Here is an 18,274-nt window from a genome sequence, read left to right on the forward strand (position 1 = left end):
GATCCGCCCATGGTTCGGACGCACAGCAGTACGGACGCGGAGGCGGTTCGTCTCAGCGGTGGCGAGTAAAGAATTGCCCTAGCCCGTTGGCCAAAGGTTGGCCGCTCCTGGGCAGAAGGTTGACCTCCGCGCGGGAGAAGGCAGACCCGGCGCCCGCCTAGATTCGCCGCATGTCCCCGCAACCGCCGCCCCGTCCCCCTGCCGCGCTGCCCGTCCTGCCCTACCGCAAGCCCACCAAGGGCCGTGACTACTGGGTGCTGGACGACGTCCTGCCGGACGTCGACGCGGTACGGCAGCGGTGTCTGGCCGAGGACGACTGGGTCGAGGGGTACCCGTACACCTCCGAGACCTGGCCCGGCCTGCGCGCCATGCCCGGTCTGGAGCCGGGGGAACTCGCCCGGATCGAGCGGCTGGTGAGGAAGGCGACCGGGGCGAAGGAGCTGTGGGTGCAGCAGGCGCCCGGCGGCGGCACCCTCAACCACAACTGCGTGCAGGTGGTCGGCGAGGGCGAGAGCGAGCCCCGCCCGCACACCGACTCCCGCGCCCTGTGCCGGTACGCGGCCGTGCTCTACCTCAACCCGGACGTCCCCAAGGACTGCGGCACCAGCTTCTACCGCCAGTCCCTGCCCGGCGGCCGGCTCGGCGGCAACGTCGTCCAGGCCCCGCACACCAACCTCGTCGAGGCCCTCGGCACCCGCTACGTCACCGCGGACGCCTTCGAGGAGGACGTCCGCGTCCCGCACAAGTACAACCGGCTGCTGCTGTACCACGCCAACCTGGTGCACAGCGCCACCGGTTACTTCGGCCGGACCCTGGCGGAGAAGCGTATGACGGCGGTGTTCTTCTGGATGGCCTGAGCCGGACGGCCTGACGGCCCGAGGGTGTGAGGCGGCGGCCCGCGCGGTACGGATGTCCGGCATGAGCAGTGTCGCCATCGTGGGAGCCGGGCCGGGGCTCGGGGCCGCCGTCGCACGGCGGTTCGGGCGGGAGGGGTTCGCCGTCGGGCTGGTCGCCAGGGACCGGGGCCGGCTGGACGTGATCACCGACGGGCTCGCGGCCGAGGGGATCACCGCGCGCGGCTTCACCGCCGATGTGCGCCGGCCCGAGGAACTGGCGGTGGCGCTGCGGGAACTGGCCGACGCCCTCGGGACCGTGGAGGTGCTGCAGTACAGCCCCGTGCCGCACCGGGACTTCATGCGGCCCGTGCTGGACACCGGGCACCGGGATCTGGTGGGGCCGATCGAGTTCTCCGTGTACGGGCCGGTGGCCGCCGTGCAGCAGGTGCTGCCGGGGATGCGGCGGCTCGGGCGCGGCACGATCCTCTTCGTCAACGGCGGGAGCGCCGCCGTCCCCCATCCCGAGCGGGCCGGCACCTCGATCGCCTTCGCCGCGGAGAGCGCGTACGGCCATCTGCTGCACGACCGGCTGGCCGGCGAGGGCATCCACGTCGCCCAGCTGGTGATCCCGGGCGCCATCACGGCAGGCCACGCCCGCAAGGACCCGGACGTCCTCGCCGAGACCCTGTGGACCCTCCACCGAGACCGTCACGGCTTCCGCCACTACGCCGATGACCTCGCGGGCTGACCCGCCGCGGGGCCCGGCGGCCGCGCCTGCTTCGATGCCCGGCGTGGAGGAGGCGGAGGAGGCACGGGTGACGGAGCGGCGACCCGGCGGGGCGGAGATCGCGGTCTGGCTCGGCGCGGTGTCCGTCGGCTGCTGGCCGGTGGTGTGCGGTCGCTGATCGGCACGGCCGCCGCGGTCGCGTACCTGGTCCACCTCGCCACGCATCCGGGGCTGCCCGTGCAGGGCTGAGCGGTGGTGGGGGACGGCCGCCCTGCGAGGAGTGGATTTGTGAGCCAATATGGTGACATTGGCCGCATTGCTCTCTTCAGAGGGGGCCTCCATGGCTGTGGACATCCCTGCGCTCGTCAAACCGTCCCGTCTCCGAAGCCGGGGCGGACTGCTGGGCGAGTGCCTGGCGGAGTTCCTCGGAACCTTCGTGCTCATCTCCTTCGGCTGCGGTGTCGTCGCGATGGCGGTCGCCGCGCTGCCCGGTTCGGGCCGCGCGGCGACCCCCACCACGATCTTCCTCGCGGCCGGCGACTGGCTGCTCATCACCTGGGGCTGGGCCCTGGCCGTCGTGTTCGGCGTCTACGTCGCCGGCGGCGTCAGCGGCGCCCACCTCAACCCGGCGGTGACCCTGGCGATGGCCATCCGCCGCGGCTTCTCCTGGGCCAAGGTCCTGCCGTACTGGTTCGCGCAGGTCGTCGGCGCCCTCACCGGCGCCGCCCTGGTCTACCTCGTCTACCACAACGCGATCAACGCCTACGACCAGGCCGCACCGGGACCCAAGGTGAACGGGCACACCAACGCCACCTTCTCGATCTTCGCGACCTTCCCCGCTGCGTACTTCCACGGCGGCATCTGGGGACCGCTGATCGACCAGATCGTCGGCACGGCCTTCCTGCTCATGCTGATCGCCGCCGTCATCGACCTGCGCAACCAGGCCGTGAAGGCCAACCTCGGGCCGCTGGTCGTGGGCTTCGTCGTCGCCGCCATCGGCATGTCCTACGGCGCCAACGCCGGCTACGCCATCAACCCGGCCCGCGACTTCGGTCCGCGCCTGTTCACCTTCGCGGCGGGCTGGGACGGCCTGGCGTTCCCGGGAAGCGTCGCCGGCTCCTTCAGCGCCTATTGGTGGATCCCGATCGTCGGGCCGCTGATCGGCGGTGCGATCGGGATCCTGGTCTACGACCTCTTCATCGGCGACGTCCTGCTCGTCCGCGCGGAACTGGCCGAGCTGCCCGAGCCCGGCCGCACCACTCCGGTGCGGACCTCCGACGAGGAGTAGACCCCTCAAGGGCTGGTCGGACAGGCCCTAGCCCGCCAGGTGGTACCCGAACGCCGTGTACGTGCCCGCCGGCAGACCCACCTTCGTGGGGCCGAACGTGGTGGACGCGGTCGTGGAGTACAGCGTGCCGGCGGCGCCGGGCAGGTGCCAGAGGGCGCCCTCGGGGTCGTTCTCGTTGCCGGCGACGGCCGTCAGGTCCGCCCGGCCGTCGCGGTTGACGTCGGAGGCGAGCAGGGTCTGGCCGAAGCCGTCGGCCCCCTCCACGGCACCCGGCACGCCGGGGCTGTCCTGGGTCAGGAACACCGCGCGCGTGGTGGTCGGCCCGGACGCCGATCCGCGCAGCAGGGTGATCGCGCCGGCGGCCCCCAGGGAGTGGGTGTCGTCGCCGAAGCCCTCGCCGGGCGCGCCGACCGCGAGGTCCCCGTAGCCGTCCTTGTCGAAGTCGCCGATGGCCAGCGCCTCGCCGAAATCGTCCCCCGCCTCGGCGGAGTCGGGCACCCCGGCCGTGTTCTGGGTGAGGGAGACGCGACGGGTGGCGCTCGGGCCGGACGAGGTGCCGTAGACGACGTGGATCTTGCCGCCGGTGGAGCCGGACGGATCACGGTCCGGGTCCATCGGGTTGCCGAGGACGATGTCGCCGAAGCCGTCCTTGTCCAGGTCGCCGATCGCGGCCGTCCCGGCGGTGCGCAGGCTCGCCGCCTTGCTGATGCCGTCGGGGGTGCCCTTGTAGTAGACGGCCGTGGCGAGGTGTTCGCCGTTCGGCTTCTGCCCGGTGACCACCAGGTCGGCCTTGGTGTCGCCGCTGACCCGGCCCGCGGTGAGCTGCGGCCGGTCGGGGCCCGGCGTGTAGGAGGAGACCCGGCCCGTCGCCCCCGACTTGGTGAACGGGCCGCGGATCAGCCGGATCCGCCAGCTGGAGGTGCCCGTGTCGCTCTGCGCGGAGATCGCCAGGTCCGGCTTGCCGTCACCGGTGAAGTCGGCCGCCGCGATGCTCGTGCCGAAGTAGCTGCCGTAGAGGGTCTGCGGGTTCTTCACCGTCGTACCGCCCGACAGGCCGTTCTTCGAACCCCAGACGATGACGACCGTGCCCGCGTCCTCGGCGCTGCCCGACTTCTCCTCCGGGGCCCCGACGACCAGGTCGCTGTAGCCGTCGCGGTTGAGGTCGGCGGCGGCGATCGTGCCGCCGAACTCGTCGTCCTTCTCCGCGTCGCCGGGGATGCCCGCGGTGTGCTGGCTGATCAGCTGGCGCTTGGCGGGGTTCAGGCCGGACGCGGTGCCGTAGACCACGGCCACCTGGCCGGCCCACGACTTTCCGCTCACGGTGGCCGCGGGGGCCGCGACGGCCATGTCCCGGTAGCCGTCGCCGTTGAAGTCGCCGGGCAGCCCGGAGGGGGCCGCGGCGGCGGTGCCGGACAGGAGCGGCGGCGTCAGGCCGGCGAGGAGCAGGGCGGCGAGGGCGGTGCCTGCCCGCAGGGAGTGCTTCACGTCCGGATCTCCCGGGGAACGGTCGGATGGGGCCGAAGAGGAGACAACCGGCGGTGCGCAAGGGTTGTAGGCGACTCAGGAGGACTTTGGCCCGGCGGACTCGCTCCTCTGCGATAATCGCGCTCCGTGCCGTGGCGGACCGTCAAGTCGGCCCGGAGCGAGGGGAGTACGAGCACGATGGGCGCCGGGCGACGGCGGGCTCTGCTGATCGCGGTGTCCGCGTATCCGCAGCTGGACGTGGAGAAGCTGAGGGAGGACTTCCCGAGCCTGCCCTTCACCACGAAGGACGTCGCGACCCTGCGCACCGCCCTGCTGCGCAGCGGCTATCTGCCGGAGCACGTGACCGTGCTGGACGAGGAGGAGACGACCCGCGAGGGCGCCATCTACGACGCGCTGGGCCGGTTCCTCGACTCCTGCGAGGACGGCGACGTGGGCCTCGTCTACTTCTCCGGCCACGGCGTCCGGTTCGGCGAGACCGACTACCTCCTGCCCAGTGACGTCCGCGCGCGCTGGGGGGCCGGCGAGCGCACCCTGAGCCCGCACGGGCTCATCGAGATCGTGCCCGACGACCTGCTCGCGCCCCTGCGCGCCGGCGCCACGGTGATGCTCTGCTTCGACGCCTGCCGGAGCAGCGGGGACACCCCGCCGGCGACCTTCGAGGCGATGAAGAAGGTCAGCCGCGCCTGGGACAACGTCGTCGTACTGAGCGCCTGCGCCCCCGGCGAGGAGGCCCTGGGTCACGCCGACGCGGGCAGCGTCCTGGCCATGGCGCTGAGCGAGACCCTGGCCCCGGAGTCCTCGGCGCGTACGTTCCGTCAGGTCATCCAGCGCGTGGAGCAGCGCGCGGAGGAGATCGCGGCCAACTACACGTACAGCAGACCGCCCAGGGCCGTCCACCGGTGGCTGGGCGGTGACCCCACGGGCGGCACCCACGCCGACGTACCGCTGTGCGAGGCGGTCCCGTCCGCCGGCCCCTGGACGGACGCCGTCCTCCGCTCGAACCTGTGGGAACGCACCGACGGCACGCCGGTCCAGCGCGCCAAGGCCAAGGAGCACGTGGCCGAGGTCGTGAAGAAGACCGTGGCCATCCGCAGGCAACGGGACCCCGAGTCCGACCCGTGGGACGACCCGCAGGTCCCGCAGCGGCTGATCGAACGGCTCGACCAGCTCGTGGACGCCTCCGGCGCACGGCTGAGCCTCATCGAGACCGTCGTGCTGCTGGGGGCGCCGTTCCTGCGGGAGGCCGCGCTCTCCTGCGGCCTGGCCGCGCTGCGCACCCTCTACGACGACGCACCCGACGACACCCCCCGGGACGAGGACAGCTTCGCCGCCCATCTCGAACGTGACATGGAGGACGTACGGCGCGCCCACCGGCAGATCGAGGCGACCCGCCGGACGCTGCTGCGCCGCGGGGAGAAGGAGGACGCCGCCGGCGCCGAGTACTGGCTGCGGCACCGCTTCCTCGCCGACTGGGACCTGCTGTGGGAGCAGGGGCGCATGGACGCCGAGCTGGACAGCCTGCGCGCCGCGGTCGACCTGCTGGTGCGGGCGGCGGAGAGCGCCGCCGGCCTCACCCCGGGCCCGGACGAGCGGGGCGAGCTGCGCCATGCCGTCGTCAAGGTCGTCTCCCAGCTGGGCACCGGCACCCCGGCCGACTCCGTCGCGCCCGACGGCACGGCCTGGGACACCGAACTCGGGCTGTGCGCCTACCTGTGCGGGGAACCCGAGCGGTGGAGCTGGCGCCCGCGCGAACTGGCCACCCTGCTGCACCTCGCCGGGCTGCTCGCCATCGACCCGCGCATGCTCGACGGTGTACTCATCGACCACCTCGGCCCGCGCGAGCCCACCCAGGTCCGGCCGAAGGGCATCATCGGCGAGATCGCCGCGAACGGCGGTTTCCTCCCCGTCACCCACGCCCCCGCACCCGACGGGACCGAACCGGCGGGCCCGCCCGGCCGCGCCGCGGGCAGCTACTGGCGGCTGGTGTTCAAGTGCAGCAGCGCCGCCCTGTTCACGGCGTTGGAGCGGCTCGCCGCCCGTATCGCCGCGGAGTCGGCGGCGACCCGGCGCGGCCTCGGGGGCCCGCGCTCCGGCGACCTCCTCTTCGGCCTGCCCCAGATGGTCAAGACCGAGGGGCTCCTGCCCCGGAACCACGGCTTCGACAAGCCGCCGCCCCGGTTCCGGCTGGCCGAGGACGAGGTGAAGCCGCTCATCATGGGCACCCAGCTGTACGGGGACCGGATGCTGGCGGTGCGCGAGCTGTACCAGAACGCCCTCGACGCCTGCCGGGTGCGCCAGGCCCGCCGCCGGTACGCGGAGCACACCCGGCAGCCCGCCGGGCAGACCGAGCGGGAGCAGCTCGCCGACTGCCGCATCCTGTTCACCCAGGGCACCGACCCGGCGGGCCGCACCTACATCGAGTGCGAGGACGACGGCGTCGGGATGACGGCGGAGGAGCTGAGGGACCTCTTCGCCCAGGCCGGCCGGCGCTCCGAGCAGTCCTCGGCCCGCATGCGGGAGATGCGCCGGTGGCGCCGCCGCGGCATCACCACGGAACTCAACAGCCGGTTCGGCATCGGCGTCTTCAGCTACTTCATGCTGGCCGAGGAGGTCGAGGTGACCACCCGGGCGGTCGACGTCTCCGGTCACCTTCCCGGCGAGGGCCACCGGGCCACCGTCACCGCCGGCTCCGGACTGATGCACCTGAGCCGGGAGCAGCGGGCACTGCCGCGCGGCGGCACCCGGGTCCGGCTGTATCTGCACGACGACCCCGAGACGGACGAGCAACCCCCGTCCCTGATCCAGGCGTTGCGCGAGTTCCTGTGGTGCAGCCCCGTGGAGGTGGTCGCCCGGGAGAACGACGGCGACCCGGCGGTGTGGCAACCGGGCGAGCTGTACGGCGACTCCTCGCTGCCGAGTGCGCGCATCGAGGCCACCGAGGGCGTCTGGTGGGTGCAGGGCACGGGTATGCGGCTCGCGGACGGGCTGCTGGTCTCACAGGCCGAGCGCCCGGAGGGGTATGTGGTGAACCTGCGGGGCAGGCACCGGCCGGAGCTGAGCGTCGACCGCAACCGCTTCCTCCGGTACGACGAGCGCGCCGTCGAGGAGGATCTGAAGGCAGCTGTCCCAGCGCTGGTCCGCCGGGCGTGGCGGCCGTTTCCGCTGGAGTGGCTGTGGCAGTTCGCCGAGGCCCAGCCCCCGCTCGCGCAGGAGGTCCTCGGCCGGCTGATGGCGCACGACGTGCCCGTCTGGGTGCCGTTCTCGGGGCGCGAGGAGTGGACCCAGGAGCGGCGCGACCTCCCGCTGCGCGACGTCGGTTGTCTGCCCGTGGACGCCGACATCCTCAAGGACGAGTTCCAGGCGACAAACGCCGACCTGCGCTTCTTCGAGGCCTGGCGGTCCGGCGTGCTGGGCCGGCGGCAGTCGGAGCCCGTCACCACGCAGGCCGGCTTCCCCCGGCCGGAGCCCCTCGACGCGGTGCTGCTCCGCGGCTGGCCGGTCGCATCCTTCGGGACACCGCTGAGTGCCGCGGCGGACACCGGGCGCCCGCTGCGGGAAGTGCTCCGCAAGCTGCGCCGCTACGCCATGGTGGGGGTGCAGGTCCCCTACGTCGCGGACATCCGCTCCCTGCCGGACGTCGTGCCGAGCCGGCTGGCGACCACTCTGTACGGGGAGTTCCAGGACGCGCTCGGCCGGGGCCCCTGGGACGCGGACCAGGCCGGGCACTACGCGGTGCGACAGGCGATGGTGCGCGTGTCGGCCCGCGAGAAGGTGAGTCTCGGAACCCTGGCGGAGCTGTTCGCCCAGCTGTCGGACCTCGATCCGTCGATTCCCGCGCCGCCGGATCTCAAGGGATTCGCGGCCCACCGCGTGGACGCGCGGGAACAGCGCGTACTGCTGAAGGACGCACCGGACGCGATACCGTTCGCCGCCGTCAGCGCCGGCCCGCTCGCGGGGCTCGTGCGGCCGGTGGACGTCGCCTGGCGGGCGCGCCGGTTGGGGATCCCGCCGGCGGAGATCGAAGCGGTCGTGCGCCGCTTCGAACCTCTCGGTTATCGGCTCACCGGACCGGATCTGCCGTACCCGCTGGACGAGCCGCAGCTCGCCGCGCTCAGCCGGGACCTGGACGCGCAGCCGCCCTTCCTCACCCCGGAGCCGATCGGCCTGCGGCACTTGGTCCGGCTGGCTGCCCGGCGCGAGGCGACCGTGGGAGCCACCGCGAGCTGGCTGGCCGCATGGGCGGGCCCGCTGGGCGTCGAGGTCGTGGATCCGGGGCCGCTCGGCTCTCTCCTGCCGCCCCTGTGGTGCGCACGGCTTCCGGTGGAGGCAGCGGACGCGGGCCGGAGCGGGAAGCGGCTGATCTCGGCCTGGGCGGTGCTGGGGGCCATGGACGACCCGGAGGACCACACTGCCCGGCAGCGGAACGTCGCCGCGGTCGAGGTGCTGGCGGAGGCGGGCCTGGTCGAGCGCCGGGCGGTCGACGTGGCCCGCGCCTGGCTGTCCGAGCCCCGGTCCGCCCGGCAGCGGAGCCGGTGGAAGACGGTCCTGCCGGGCAACGGTCGGCGCAGTCCGTTCGCCTTGACGACGAGCGTCGGACGGGACGCCCGGCTGACGCCGTCCTCTCTGGTGGTGATGGCTGCGGCTGTCGGGGAGAGCCTCGGCTCCACCGCCGAGGGTGTGTGCAAGCATCTGGCCGCCTACGGCTTCGACGTGCCCGAGGTCCCCGAGGACGTGACCCGGCTGAAACCGACCCGCACCCTGCGTACCGCGCTGTGCAACCGCACACGGTGGCGCGAGCGCATATCGCTGCACGACCTCGTCAACTACGCCGACAATGAAGGTGTCGACCTCGCCACCGCTGCCGCCGAGCTGAACGCCTACCGGTCCCTGGGCGCCCCTACGGTGCCGGTGGCCCCGGACTTCGTACGGCCGGCGGAGCCCCTGGAGCGGGACCTGGCCGCCGAACACGCGCTCTTCCAGCCCTGCCTGGAGGACTCCTGGACGCTGACGCCGCTCGCCCTGGTGGTGACGGCCGGGCGGCTCGGTGAGGGGCTGCGGGACACGTACCGCCGGCTCGGGCCGTTCACCAGGATCGGGCTGGACATCCCGTACCCCGAGCCCGGCTGTGACCGGGTCCCCGACTGGCGGGACGTCGTGCTGCTCACGGTCCGGCTCACCGGACGGGAACCGGCGCTGTCCGGGGACGTCTCCGAGGAGCAGATCGAGCTGGCCGCCGAGGAGACGGAACTGAGCGTCGCCGACGTCCGTGCGCGCCTCGCCGACTACGCGCCCCTGTTCGGCTTCCGTCTGCCGCCGCACGAGAGGACCTGAGGTGCCCCACGACCCCAAGGACTACGAATCCACGTACCTGCCGGACCAGACGGGGTTCGTCTGGGACTTCTCCAGCGGCCGGCTGGTCATCACCGGTCTGTGCCCGGCCTGTTCCGGCGAGACCCGGCACCCGGTCCCGACGCGCATCACGCCCGGCGCGGTGACCAAGGGCGGGGGCTCCGGCGCCTCGCCGGAGGACGAGGAGGTACCGCGCGAGGTGTACATGCGGTGCCGGTGCCGCCGGCCACACCCCGGGGACACCCAGGAGACCGGTGGCTGCGGTGCCAAGTGGGTGGCGGTCCGGCAGCCGGGCGCCGGTTCGTGACGCCGCCCGGGGGGTACCTGCCCGAGGAACTGGAGAGCGCCCAGCAGCGGCTGGACGCGATGATCGAGGCCCAGCTGGAGATCGGGCGGGCGCAGGCGGAGGGCTGGCGGAACTTCCTCACCATCGCCTCGGGACTGCTGGCCGCGGTGCTGGTCCTCAAGGGCCGCGAGAACGTCGCCGAACTCCCCGGCGGCTACCGGCTCGCGGTCGTCGTGCTGGTGGCGCTCGGGCTGGTCCTGCTGCTCGTCGCCGCCTTCGTCGCCGTGTCGGCCGCCCACGGCCGGCCCGGTGACGTGCTGAAGTACCCGCACGCCGCGAAGCTGCTGGACTGGGAGGAGCGGGAGCGGGAGCGGATCGCGTCGCGGATCGGCATCACCCGCTGGGCGACCGTGGCCGGCGTGGTGGCCACCGCGACCGGCGTCCTGATCACCTGGGTGGCCCCGGCGCCGAGCGAGCCGGCGCAGACGGTCCGGGTGCAGACCAGGACGGAGACGCTGTGCGGGGAGCTTCTCGCGGCCGACGGCAGCGGCGTCACGGTCAAGGTCAAGGCCGCGGCCGGCGGCAAGGGGAAGGAGACGGAGACGGTCCGGCACCTCGGCTGGCAGCGCGACGCGGTGAGCGTGGCCCCCGCCGACAAGTGCTGATCCGGCCTCTTACGTCCCGGCGCCGGTGATGGTGACCTTGGCGCCGACGACCGTGTGCTCGTACAGCCAGCGGGCGTCGGCGGTGCGCAGGCCGACCAGGCTCAGCGTGGACGCGCGGCGCCCGGGGACGTCGACCGTGTTCCCGGTGCCGTAGAGGTAGTGCGGCTGCTGCCCGGGGCCGAGGAAGGCCAGCACCCAGTCGTGCTGCTCGATCTCGCCGGTCGGCGAGGCGCTGAACCGGGCGTGCCGGAGGCGCTCGGTGACCCGGGCGACCGCGTCGCCGCGGAACGGCTGGTTCATGCCGGGCGCGGAGACGGGGAACGTCCGTCCTCCCGCCCGGAGTTCGAGGGTGGTCAGGTCGATCCGGATGTCGCGGACGGGGGAGTCGTCGTCGGGGGACAGGGTCGGTGCCGGAGCAGTGGTGGAGGCGGTCGCGGCGGGCGGGGGTGCCGGCCGGTCGGCGGGGTCCAGCAGGGCCGTGGCGGCGAGGACGGCGGTGCCCGCGACGACGAGTCCGGCCGACACCAGCCCGGCCCGGCGGGTTCGGCGGCGCAGCACGGCCCGGCGGCGTACGGCGGCACCGGAGCCGGGTGCGGATCGCCGGCCGTGTACGGCGACCTCGCGCAGCGCGTCCGTGAGCCGTTCGGTGGCGTCCTCGGGCGCGGCCGGGCCCGACGGGTCATGAGGCATGCGTGGCCTCCTTCGTCCCGGTCATGGTCTCAGCCTCCTCGGGCGACAGATGGCGGGCGAGCGCGGCGCGGCCCCGGGCCAGCCGGGCCTTGACCGTCCCGACGGGGGAGCCGGTCTCCGCGGCGATCTGATCCACGCTCAGGTCGCACACGTGGTAGAGGACGACGGCCAGCCGCTGGGCGGGGGGCAGTTCGCGCAGGGCGGCGACCAGCGCGACGTGTTCGGGGCCCGGTCCCGGGGTCTGCTCCGGCGGGGTGTCCCCGCGGACGAGTTCCAGCCAGCGCCGGGCCCGCCGGAAGCGGCTGACCGCGAGCCGGGTGGCGACCGTGCGGATCCACGCCTCCGGCGCCTCGGCCGCGTCGAAGGACGCACGCCGGTCCCAGGCCCGCACGAAGGCCTCCTGCACCACGTCCTGTGCCTCGGCGTGGTCGCCGGTGAAGGCGTACAACTGCCCGACCAGGCGGGGGAAGGCAGCCGCGTAGAAGGCGTCGAACTCCTCCTCCGTCATCGGTCCCCCCGTGTCCCCGTCGCGGAGAAGCGATCCTACGGGGCGGTTCGGGCCGGGCGGCCGGGCGCCGGCAATTCCCCCCGAGCCGGATGCAACCCGCGCCCCGCGCCGTGCGTACAGACCATGTCCGCACACATCAGGGGGGAACTTCCGTGTCCACGCACCACTGCCCAAGCCGCCGCACGCGCACCGTCCTCGGCGCCCTCACCGCTGCCTGCGCGCTCGTCCTCACCGCGACCGGCTGCGCGGCCACCGCCGAGCCGACCCGTGCGGTCACCCCGCACCCGCCCGCCGAGCCCAGCCGCACCACGCCCGCCGTGCCCGAGCCGGCCCCGCTCGCCGGGGCCAGGGTCAACGTCGGCGAGGGCGCCACCGTCGGCGTCGGCATGCCGATATCCGTGACCTTCCCGCACCCGGTCCCGCCCGCACAGCGGGCGGCGGTCGAGCACTGGCTCACCGTCGGCACCGAGCCCGCCGTCTCCGGTGCCTGGAGCTGGGTGAAGGACCGCAACCTGCTCGACGGCCAGCGCGTCGACTACCGTCCGCCCGCCTACTGGAAGCCCGGCACCCGTGTCACCCTGCGCGTCGGCACCCACGCCGTACGGCACTTCGCCATCGGCCGTTCGCTGACCGCGACCGTCGACGTGCGCCGCCACACCATGACCGTCACCGAGGACGGCAAGCCCGTCTCCCGGATCCCGGTCACCGCCGGCCGGCCCGGCCTGGACACCTGGAACGGGACGATGGTGGTGATGGACAAGCAGCCGAAGGTCTACATGGACTCACGGACCGTCGGCCTCGGCGACGCCTACCACGGCTACTACGCCTGGGCGGTGCACGTCACCACGTCCGGCACCTACGTCCACCAGAACCCCAACGCCGACAGCTACGCCGGCCGGTCCAACGTCACCCACGGCTGCGTCGGCCTCGCCACCGACGGCACCGCCGAACGCTTCTACCAGCGGGTCATCCCCGGCGACGTCATCCGCGTCACCGGCTCCCTGGAGACGGTGGAGGCCGGCAACGGCTACGGCGACTGGAACCTCTCCTGGTCCCAGTGGCTGGCCCGCAGCGCGTCGAAGTCATAGTCCGTCAACTCGGCTTCAACTCTTGCCACTTGGCGTACCCGCTCCTAAGTTAAGCGCGCTGTTAAGTGCGTTTAACCAGACACTTGAGCGAGGTCGCCGTGCCGTACCGCGCAAGACCGCACAGCCGTTGGACCAGCACCGCCGCCCTCGCCCTCGCCGTCGTGGCGGCGTGGGCCGGCGGGGCCGTCCCGGGGCCTGCCGAGGCGGCCGCCCCGCCGGAGCGGTCCCAGCGCGTCGAGTACTTCCCGGGCCCCGGGGCCGAGCCCCGCCGGGTGACCGTCCCGGCGGACGCACCGGCCGCCGGGACCGCCGGCCGCGCGCCGGGCCCGGCCCGCACCGGCACGGCGGTGCGGGCGCTCCAGCGGACCGGCCCGGTGTCCGGGCGGCTCGACCTGGTGGTGACGGGCGACGGCTACACCGCCGACGAGCAGGGCGAGTTCGCGGCGGACGCCGAGGAGAAACTGGACGCCATCTTCCGTATCGAGCCGTACCGGAGCTACCGCGGCCTGTTCAACATCTGGCTGGTCGACGCCGTCTCTCCCGAGTCCGGTGTCTCCGGTGACCCGACGGCCGATGTGGTGAGGAGGACCGCGCTCGGCGCCTCCTTCTTCTGCGACGGCATCGAACGGCTGCTGTGCGTCGACACCGGCGCGGTCACGCGGTACGCCGCCCTGGCCCCGGACGCCGACATCGTGTTCGTCGTCGCCCACTCCGCCAAGTACGGCGGCGCCGGCTACTCCGCCCCCGACCTGCCGCCGGGCTCCCCCTTCCACGGCGTGGCGACGATGTCCTCCGGCAACGACCGGTCGTACCTCATAGGCGCCCATGAACTCGGCCATTCCATAGGCGGGTTGGCCGACGAGTACCAGTACCCGGGCTACGGCGCCTACCCCTGGGCCGAGGAGCCCGCCGCGGCCAACCTCACCCTCGCCCGCGACCCGGCCGAGGCGAAGTGGGCCCGCTGGGCCGGGGTCCAGGACCCGACCGGCTCGGTCGTCGGGACGTACGAGGGCGGCGGCTACTACGAGACCGGCATCCACCGCCCGACCGACACGTCCCTCATGCGCGCCCTGGCCTCGACCGAGTTCAACGTCGTCGGACGCGAGGCGATGATCGCCGGCTTCTACGCCGACGCGGACGCGCTGACCTCGCCCGTACCGACCGCCGAGCCGGTGCGTGCGGGCCGGCCGCTCACGGTGCGCCTCGCCCCGCTGACCGGCCTCGCCGACCTGCGCCTCACCTGGTCCGTCGACGGCAGGACCGTCCCGTGGGCGACCGGGCTGCGCTCGGTGACCCCGCGCGCGCTGGGCGTCCGCGGCCACGGGCACCGGGTCACCGCGACCGTGACCGACCGTACGGCGGCCCTGCGGGACCCGGCGGTGCGCGCCCGCGCGGCCAACTCCCTCACCTGGGCCGTACGGTGAACTCCCCTGCGCGGCGTGGTCAGTTCAGCGCGTCGAGGGCCGCGAGGATGTCGGCGGGCTCGGCGCGGGCGGTGTAGTCGGTGTCCACGAAGGCCCAGCGGATGGTGCCGTCCCGGTCGATGACGTAGGTGGCCGGCAGCGGCAGGGTGCGCGGGTGGCCGCCGTTGACGCGCTGGAGGTCGAAGCCGAGCCGGTCGTAGACGGCGGCGAGGTCGTCGGGGAGGTCGAAGGCGAGACCGTACTGCTTGGCGGTGTCGGAGCCGATGTCGCTGAGCACCTCGAAGGCGAGACCGTGTTTCTCGGTGAGGCCGAGGGACTCGTCGGGGATCTGCGGGGACACGGCGACGAGGCGGGCGCCCCGGGCGGTGATCGCGTCGTGGTGCTGCTGGAGGGCGCGCAGCGCGATGTTGCAGTACGGGCACCAGGCGCCGCGGTAGAAGGTCAGCACGACCGGGCCCTGGGCGAGCAGCTCCTCCAGGGTCACCGTACGGCCGGACGCGGAGGGCAGGCGGAAGCCGGGGGCGCGGTCGCCGACGGCGAGGGCGCGGCCGGCCTGCCCGGAGTCGGCGAGTTCGCGGCCCGCCCGCTGCATGATCTCCCGTACATCGGCGGGGATCTGCTGCTGGCGGGCTTCGTAGAAGGTGCGTAGTTCGGCGTTGAGGCTGGTCATGACGGACCTCCGGTACTTGAAACGTTCGTTCCAAGATAACGGCGGGACGTGCCCGGCGCCAGGCGGTGCGCGCCCTGGTCTTCAGAGGGTCGTGAACGGGCGGTGGTCCGCCAGGGCGAGCGCGCGCACGAAGTCGCGCAGGCGGACCGCCGTGCGTGCGAGCAGGCGCAGGGCCGGGGGTGCCTGCGGGCCGTAGGCGGCCCGCCACAGCGGGGGTATGTGTGTCATGGCCGCAGCATCGCGCCGGGGGCCGTCCGCGGCGGCGCATCGTGGACGAACCTGGACGCCTTTGCCGCGCGGGGTCCGCCGAGTATCTTGGAATCAGGATTTCAAGATGGCGGGTGGGACATGCCGGACATCAAGCACTTCGATCCGGACGCGGCCCTGGACACGGTGGTGCGGCTGTTCTGGAAGCAGGGCGTGGCCACGACCGGGATCCAGGACATCGTGACCGCGACCGGCCTCAACCGCTCCAGCCTGTACGCCACGTTCGGCGGCAAGCAGGAGCTGTACCTGGCCGCGCTGCGCCGCTATCTGGAGCTGCGGTCCCAGCCGATGTTCCGCCGGCTCGCGGAGGACGGCCGCGGACTGCCCGCCGTGGCGGAGTTCTTCGACGGCCTGATCAAGGCGCGCTGTTCGGGCGAGTACGCCCGCTGGGGCTGCATGGTCTCCAATGCCCACGCGGGCGCCGAGAACGGCGACCCCGAGGTCCGTGCCGTCCTCGACCGGCACCACCAGGAGCTGCGGGACGCGCTGTACGCGGCGCTCGTCACGGCCGAGGCGCACGAGCAACTGGCCCCCGGTGCCGACCCGGCCGCCGCGGCCGACCTGCTGGCCCTGCTCGCCTACGGCGTGAACCTGCGCTCCCGCGCCGGCGCCGACGCGCGGGCCCTGTGCGGCACCGTGACCGCCGCGCTGGACTCCCTCGGCCGGCCGGCGGCCGCGTGACACTCTGACGGAGCGTCCGGAACTCTCCGGCGGGGACGTCCAGCACTCGGGTACCGCTTGACAGCCGAGACCCCCTGTCCTCTAACTTGAAACGACCGTTCCAAGTTGATCGTGGCCAGGTGTCCCATGGGGGAGGATGTTCGTGCCGCAGGTACTGGACCCGGGAGAAGCCCGCACGATGGACGAGTTCATCGCGCAGCTGCGGCTGTTGAAGGCGTGGGCCGGCAATCCGTCGATCACCGAGATCACCCGCCGAGTCCACCGGGACTGGCAGCGGGCCGGCCGGCCGCGCAACGAGTGGCCCGCCCGCTCGACCGTCGGCAACTGCTTCCAGCTGGGCCGCCGGCGCCCCAACTCCGACCTCTTACTGGCCGTCGTCCGCGCCCTCGTCTGCGGTGAGGAGGCCGCCGTCTCGGTGTGGCGGCAGGCGCTGCGCACGGTCCTCGGCGAGGCCGAGGCGGCCGCCCGGGTCAGCGCCTGGGACCGGCTGCCCGCCGCACCGGCCGTGTTCCTCGGCCGCTCCCGGCCGGCGGCCGCCACCGCGGCGGCGCTGCGGGCGGACGGCCCGGCGGGCGTGGTGGTGCTGGACGGGCCCGCGGGGGTCGGCAAGACCTCGCTCGCCCTGCACGTGGCCCGCCGGCTGCACGCCCGGCGGCCGGCCGGCGCCCCCGTCCTCTTCGCCAACCTCCGTGGACACGCCCCGAACAGCCCGGCCGCCGACCCGGCCGCGGTGCTGGAGACGTTCCTGCGGCTGCTCGGGGTCGCCGGGGACCGCGTCCCGCACGGAGTCGACGCCCGGTGCGTGCTGTACCGGCAGCTGCTGGCCGGGACCGGCGCCCTGGTCGTCCTGGACGACGCGGCGGACGCGGACCAGATCCGCGCGCTGCTGCCGGGCGACCCGGGCTGCCGCGTCCTCGTCACCAGCCGCCGTACCCTGTGCCCGCCCGGAGCCACGCGCCTGTCCGTGCCGCCGCTGGCGCCGGCCGCGTCGGTGGAGCTGCTGCGGCGGACGGCGGGGGCCGAGCGCGACACCGCGGACACCGGGGCGCTGCGCCGGATCGCCGCCGACCTCGGCCACCTGCCGCTGGCGCTGACCGTGATCGGCCGGCACATGCGGGACCACCCCGGCTGGACGCTGGACGACTACTACCGCGAGCCGGTGATCACCCTGGCCCTGGAGGACGGCGCCCGCGGCGCGCTGGCCGCCTCCGACGCACGGCTCACCACGGGCGCGCGCCGGCTGCTGCGCCTCCTCGCCCTGCACCCGCTGCCCCGCACGGACCTCGCGGGCGCCGCCGCGCTCGCGGGCGAGGGCGAGCGGACCGTCCGCGACCAACTCGACGCGCTCGCGGCGGCGCATCTGCTGACGGAACCCGAACCCGGCTGGTTCCAGCTGCACGCACTGGTCCGCGCCTACGCGGAGGAACGTGTCTGCGTGGATCTGCCGGGCACCTCGATCCGGCAGGCCCTCAGCCGTGTCCTCGCGCACTGCGCCACCGCCCACCCCGCCCGCGAGGTGCCCGCCCCCCGCGAACTCCCCGTCCTGCGCCGCCTGAACAGCGGGGGCACCTGGGCCGAGGTCTCGCGCGCCGAACCGGCAAGCAGCGCACGCGTGTTGGCGGCGTGACGCCCACCCGGCCCAGTCGGCCAGGAGGTGCCACACCGTCAGCGCGAGCCTGACCCGGGTCGGGCCCGCGGGGACGGCGAGCCGGCCGGGACGGCGGGCCGCCGAGCCGTGGTGCGGGTGGAGACGGTCGGCGGCGGGGTGCCACACCGTCAGCGCGAGCCTGACCCGGGTCGGGCCCGCGGGGTCGGCGAGCCGGCCGGGACGGCGGGCCGCCGTGCCGTGGTGCGGGTGGAGACGGTCGGCGGCCCGGAGCAGGGAGCCGGTGGCGCGGTAGGCCTCCAGGGTCTCCAGGTCCTTCGGGGTGCCGGCGATCCGGACGACCGCGCCGACGTCGGGGTTGTCCCGGAGGGCGTCCTGGGAGACCTCGGCCGGGAGGGGCGGCGCCCCCAGGCCGGCGTGGTGAAGCGGAGCGCTGTGCGGGCCTTACGCCAGGGTCGCCGGGGGTCGGCGGCGGGACCGACGCCCGCGCGGGCCTCGGCCGGGAGCCGGGCCGCGTCCAGGGCACCGGCCCGGTTGACGCCCATGTCGGCGAGGAGGGCCGTCTTCACCGGGCGTCCCGGGAGACCTCGGCCGGGAGGGGCGGCGCCTCCAGGCCGGCGTGGTGAAGCGGAGCGCTGTGCGGGCCTTACGCCAGGGTCGCCGGGGGTCGGCGGCGGGACCGACGCCCGCGCGGGCCTCGGCCG

General features: G+C 74.1%; 15 protein-coding genes. 10 read left to right on the plus strand and 5 right to left on the minus strand.

Features of this window, described 5'->3' with window-relative positions:
• Positions 1–170: 170 nt before the first annotated feature.
• The 3 genes from ACZ4U1_RS21610 (at position 171) to ACZ4U1_RS21620 (ending at position 2,851) form a co-directional block, all read left to right on the plus strand.
• Positions 171–857: a DUF6445 family protein gene (locus ACZ4U1_RS21610; RefSeq protein ID WP_467905228.1), complete on the plus strand. Its 687-nt coding sequence runs from the start codon at positions 171–173 to the stop codon at positions 855–857.
• A 61-nt stretch (positions 858–918) separates the two neighbouring features.
• On the plus strand, positions 919–1,584 hold the full coding sequence (locus ACZ4U1_RS21615) for an SDR family NAD(P)-dependent oxidoreductase (protein WP_467905230.1): 666 nt from the start codon (positions 919–921) through the stop codon (positions 1,582–1,584).
• Positions 1,585–1,903: 319 nt separating this feature from the next.
• Positions 1,904–2,851, plus strand: a complete 948-nt coding sequence (locus ACZ4U1_RS21620; RefSeq protein ID WP_467905231.1) for an MIP/aquaporin family protein — start codon at positions 1,904–1,906, stop codon at positions 2,849–2,851.
• A 27-nt stretch (positions 2,852–2,878) separates the two neighbouring features.
• Here the strand turns inward: ACZ4U1_RS21620 and ACZ4U1_RS21625 are convergent, their stop codons facing one another.
• Positions 2,879–4,336: an FG-GAP-like repeat-containing protein gene (locus ACZ4U1_RS21625; protein WP_467905233.1), complete on the minus strand. Its 1,458-nt coding sequence runs from the start codon at positions 4,334–4,336 to the stop codon at positions 2,879–2,881.
• A 177-nt stretch (positions 4,337–4,513) separates the two neighbouring features.
• Between ACZ4U1_RS21625 and ACZ4U1_RS21630 the strand changes: the two genes are divergently transcribed.
• From ACZ4U1_RS21630 to ACZ4U1_RS21640, 3 genes are read left to right on the plus strand one after another with little or no spacing between them, the layout of a single operon-like run.
• A complete protein-coding gene (locus tag ACZ4U1_RS21630) occupies positions 4,514–9,667 on the plus strand; it encodes a wHTH domain-containing protein (RefSeq protein ID WP_467905234.1) in 5,154 nt (1,717 codons plus the stop codon).
• A 1-nt stretch (position 9,668) separates the two neighbouring features.
• A complete protein-coding gene (locus ACZ4U1_RS21635; protein WP_467905235.1) occupies positions 9,669–9,992 on the plus strand; it encodes a hypothetical protein in 324 nt (107 codons plus the stop codon).
• Positions 9,989–10,636, plus strand: coding sequence for a hypothetical protein (locus ACZ4U1_RS21640; RefSeq protein ID WP_467905237.1), 648 nt, complete (start codon positions 9,989–9,991; stop codon positions 10,634–10,636). Before ACZ4U1_RS21635 ends, ACZ4U1_RS21640 begins: the two co-directional genes overlap by 4 nt.
• A 9-nt stretch (positions 10,637–10,645) precedes the next feature.
• Here ACZ4U1_RS21640 and ACZ4U1_RS21645 read toward each other — a convergent pair whose 3' ends face one another.
• Entirely contained in the window at positions 10,646–11,326 is a 681-nt protein-coding gene (locus ACZ4U1_RS21645) for a L,D-transpeptidase family protein (RefSeq protein WP_467905238.1), read from the minus strand.
• The gene (locus tag ACZ4U1_RS21650) at positions 11,316–11,834 is read right to left on the minus strand and encodes a SigE family RNA polymerase sigma factor (RefSeq protein WP_467905240.1); all 519 of its coding nucleotides are present in this window, start codon (positions 11,832–11,834) and stop codon (positions 11,316–11,318) included. The genes ACZ4U1_RS21645 and ACZ4U1_RS21650 overlap by 11 nt, the downstream gene beginning before the upstream one ends.
• A 152-nt stretch (positions 11,835–11,986) precedes the next feature.
• Here ACZ4U1_RS21650 and ACZ4U1_RS21655 point away from each other — a divergent pair, with 152 nt between their 5' ends.
• Together ACZ4U1_RS21655 and ACZ4U1_RS21660 are read left to right on the plus strand one after the other, a co-directional pair.
• Complete coding sequence (locus ACZ4U1_RS21655) at positions 11,987–12,922, plus strand: L,D-transpeptidase (RefSeq protein ID WP_467905241.1); 936 nt, start codon at positions 11,987–11,989, stop codon at positions 12,920–12,922.
• Positions 12,923–13,005: 83 nt separating this feature from the next.
• Positions 13,006–14,346, plus strand: coding sequence for a M64 family metallopeptidase (locus ACZ4U1_RS21660; RefSeq protein WP_467905243.1), 1,341 nt, complete (start codon positions 13,006–13,008; stop codon positions 14,344–14,346).
• Positions 14,347–14,365: 19 nt separating this feature from the next.
• Here ACZ4U1_RS21660 and ACZ4U1_RS21665 read toward each other — a convergent pair whose 3' ends face one another.
• Together ACZ4U1_RS21665 and ACZ4U1_RS21670 are read right to left on the minus strand one after the other, a co-directional pair.
• Positions 14,366–15,016: a peroxiredoxin-like family protein gene (locus ACZ4U1_RS21665; RefSeq protein ID WP_467905245.1), complete on the minus strand. Its 651-nt coding sequence runs from the start codon at positions 15,014–15,016 to the stop codon at positions 14,366–14,368.
• An 81-nt stretch (positions 15,017–15,097) separates the two neighbouring features.
• On the minus strand, positions 15,098–15,244 hold the full coding sequence (locus ACZ4U1_RS21670; protein ID WP_467905246.1) for a hypothetical protein: 147 nt from the start codon (positions 15,242–15,244) through the stop codon (positions 15,098–15,100).
• Positions 15,245–15,364: 120 nt separating this feature from the next.
• On the opposite strand from ACZ4U1_RS21670, the gene ACZ4U1_RS21675 reads away from it, so the two are divergent.
• Positions 15,365–15,964, plus strand: coding sequence for a TetR/AcrR family transcriptional regulator (locus ACZ4U1_RS21675; protein ID WP_467905248.1), 600 nt, complete (start codon positions 15,365–15,367; stop codon positions 15,962–15,964).
• A 142-nt stretch (positions 15,965–16,106) separates the two neighbouring features.
• The gene (locus ACZ4U1_RS21680) at positions 16,107–17,591 is read left to right on the plus strand and encodes a hypothetical protein (protein ID WP_467905250.1); all 1,485 of its coding nucleotides are present in this window, start codon (positions 16,107–16,109) and stop codon (positions 17,589–17,591) included.
• The last annotated feature ends 683 nt before the right edge of the window (positions 17,592–18,274 follow it).

This window comes from Streptomyces sp. NPDC028928 (assembly GCF_055564915.1).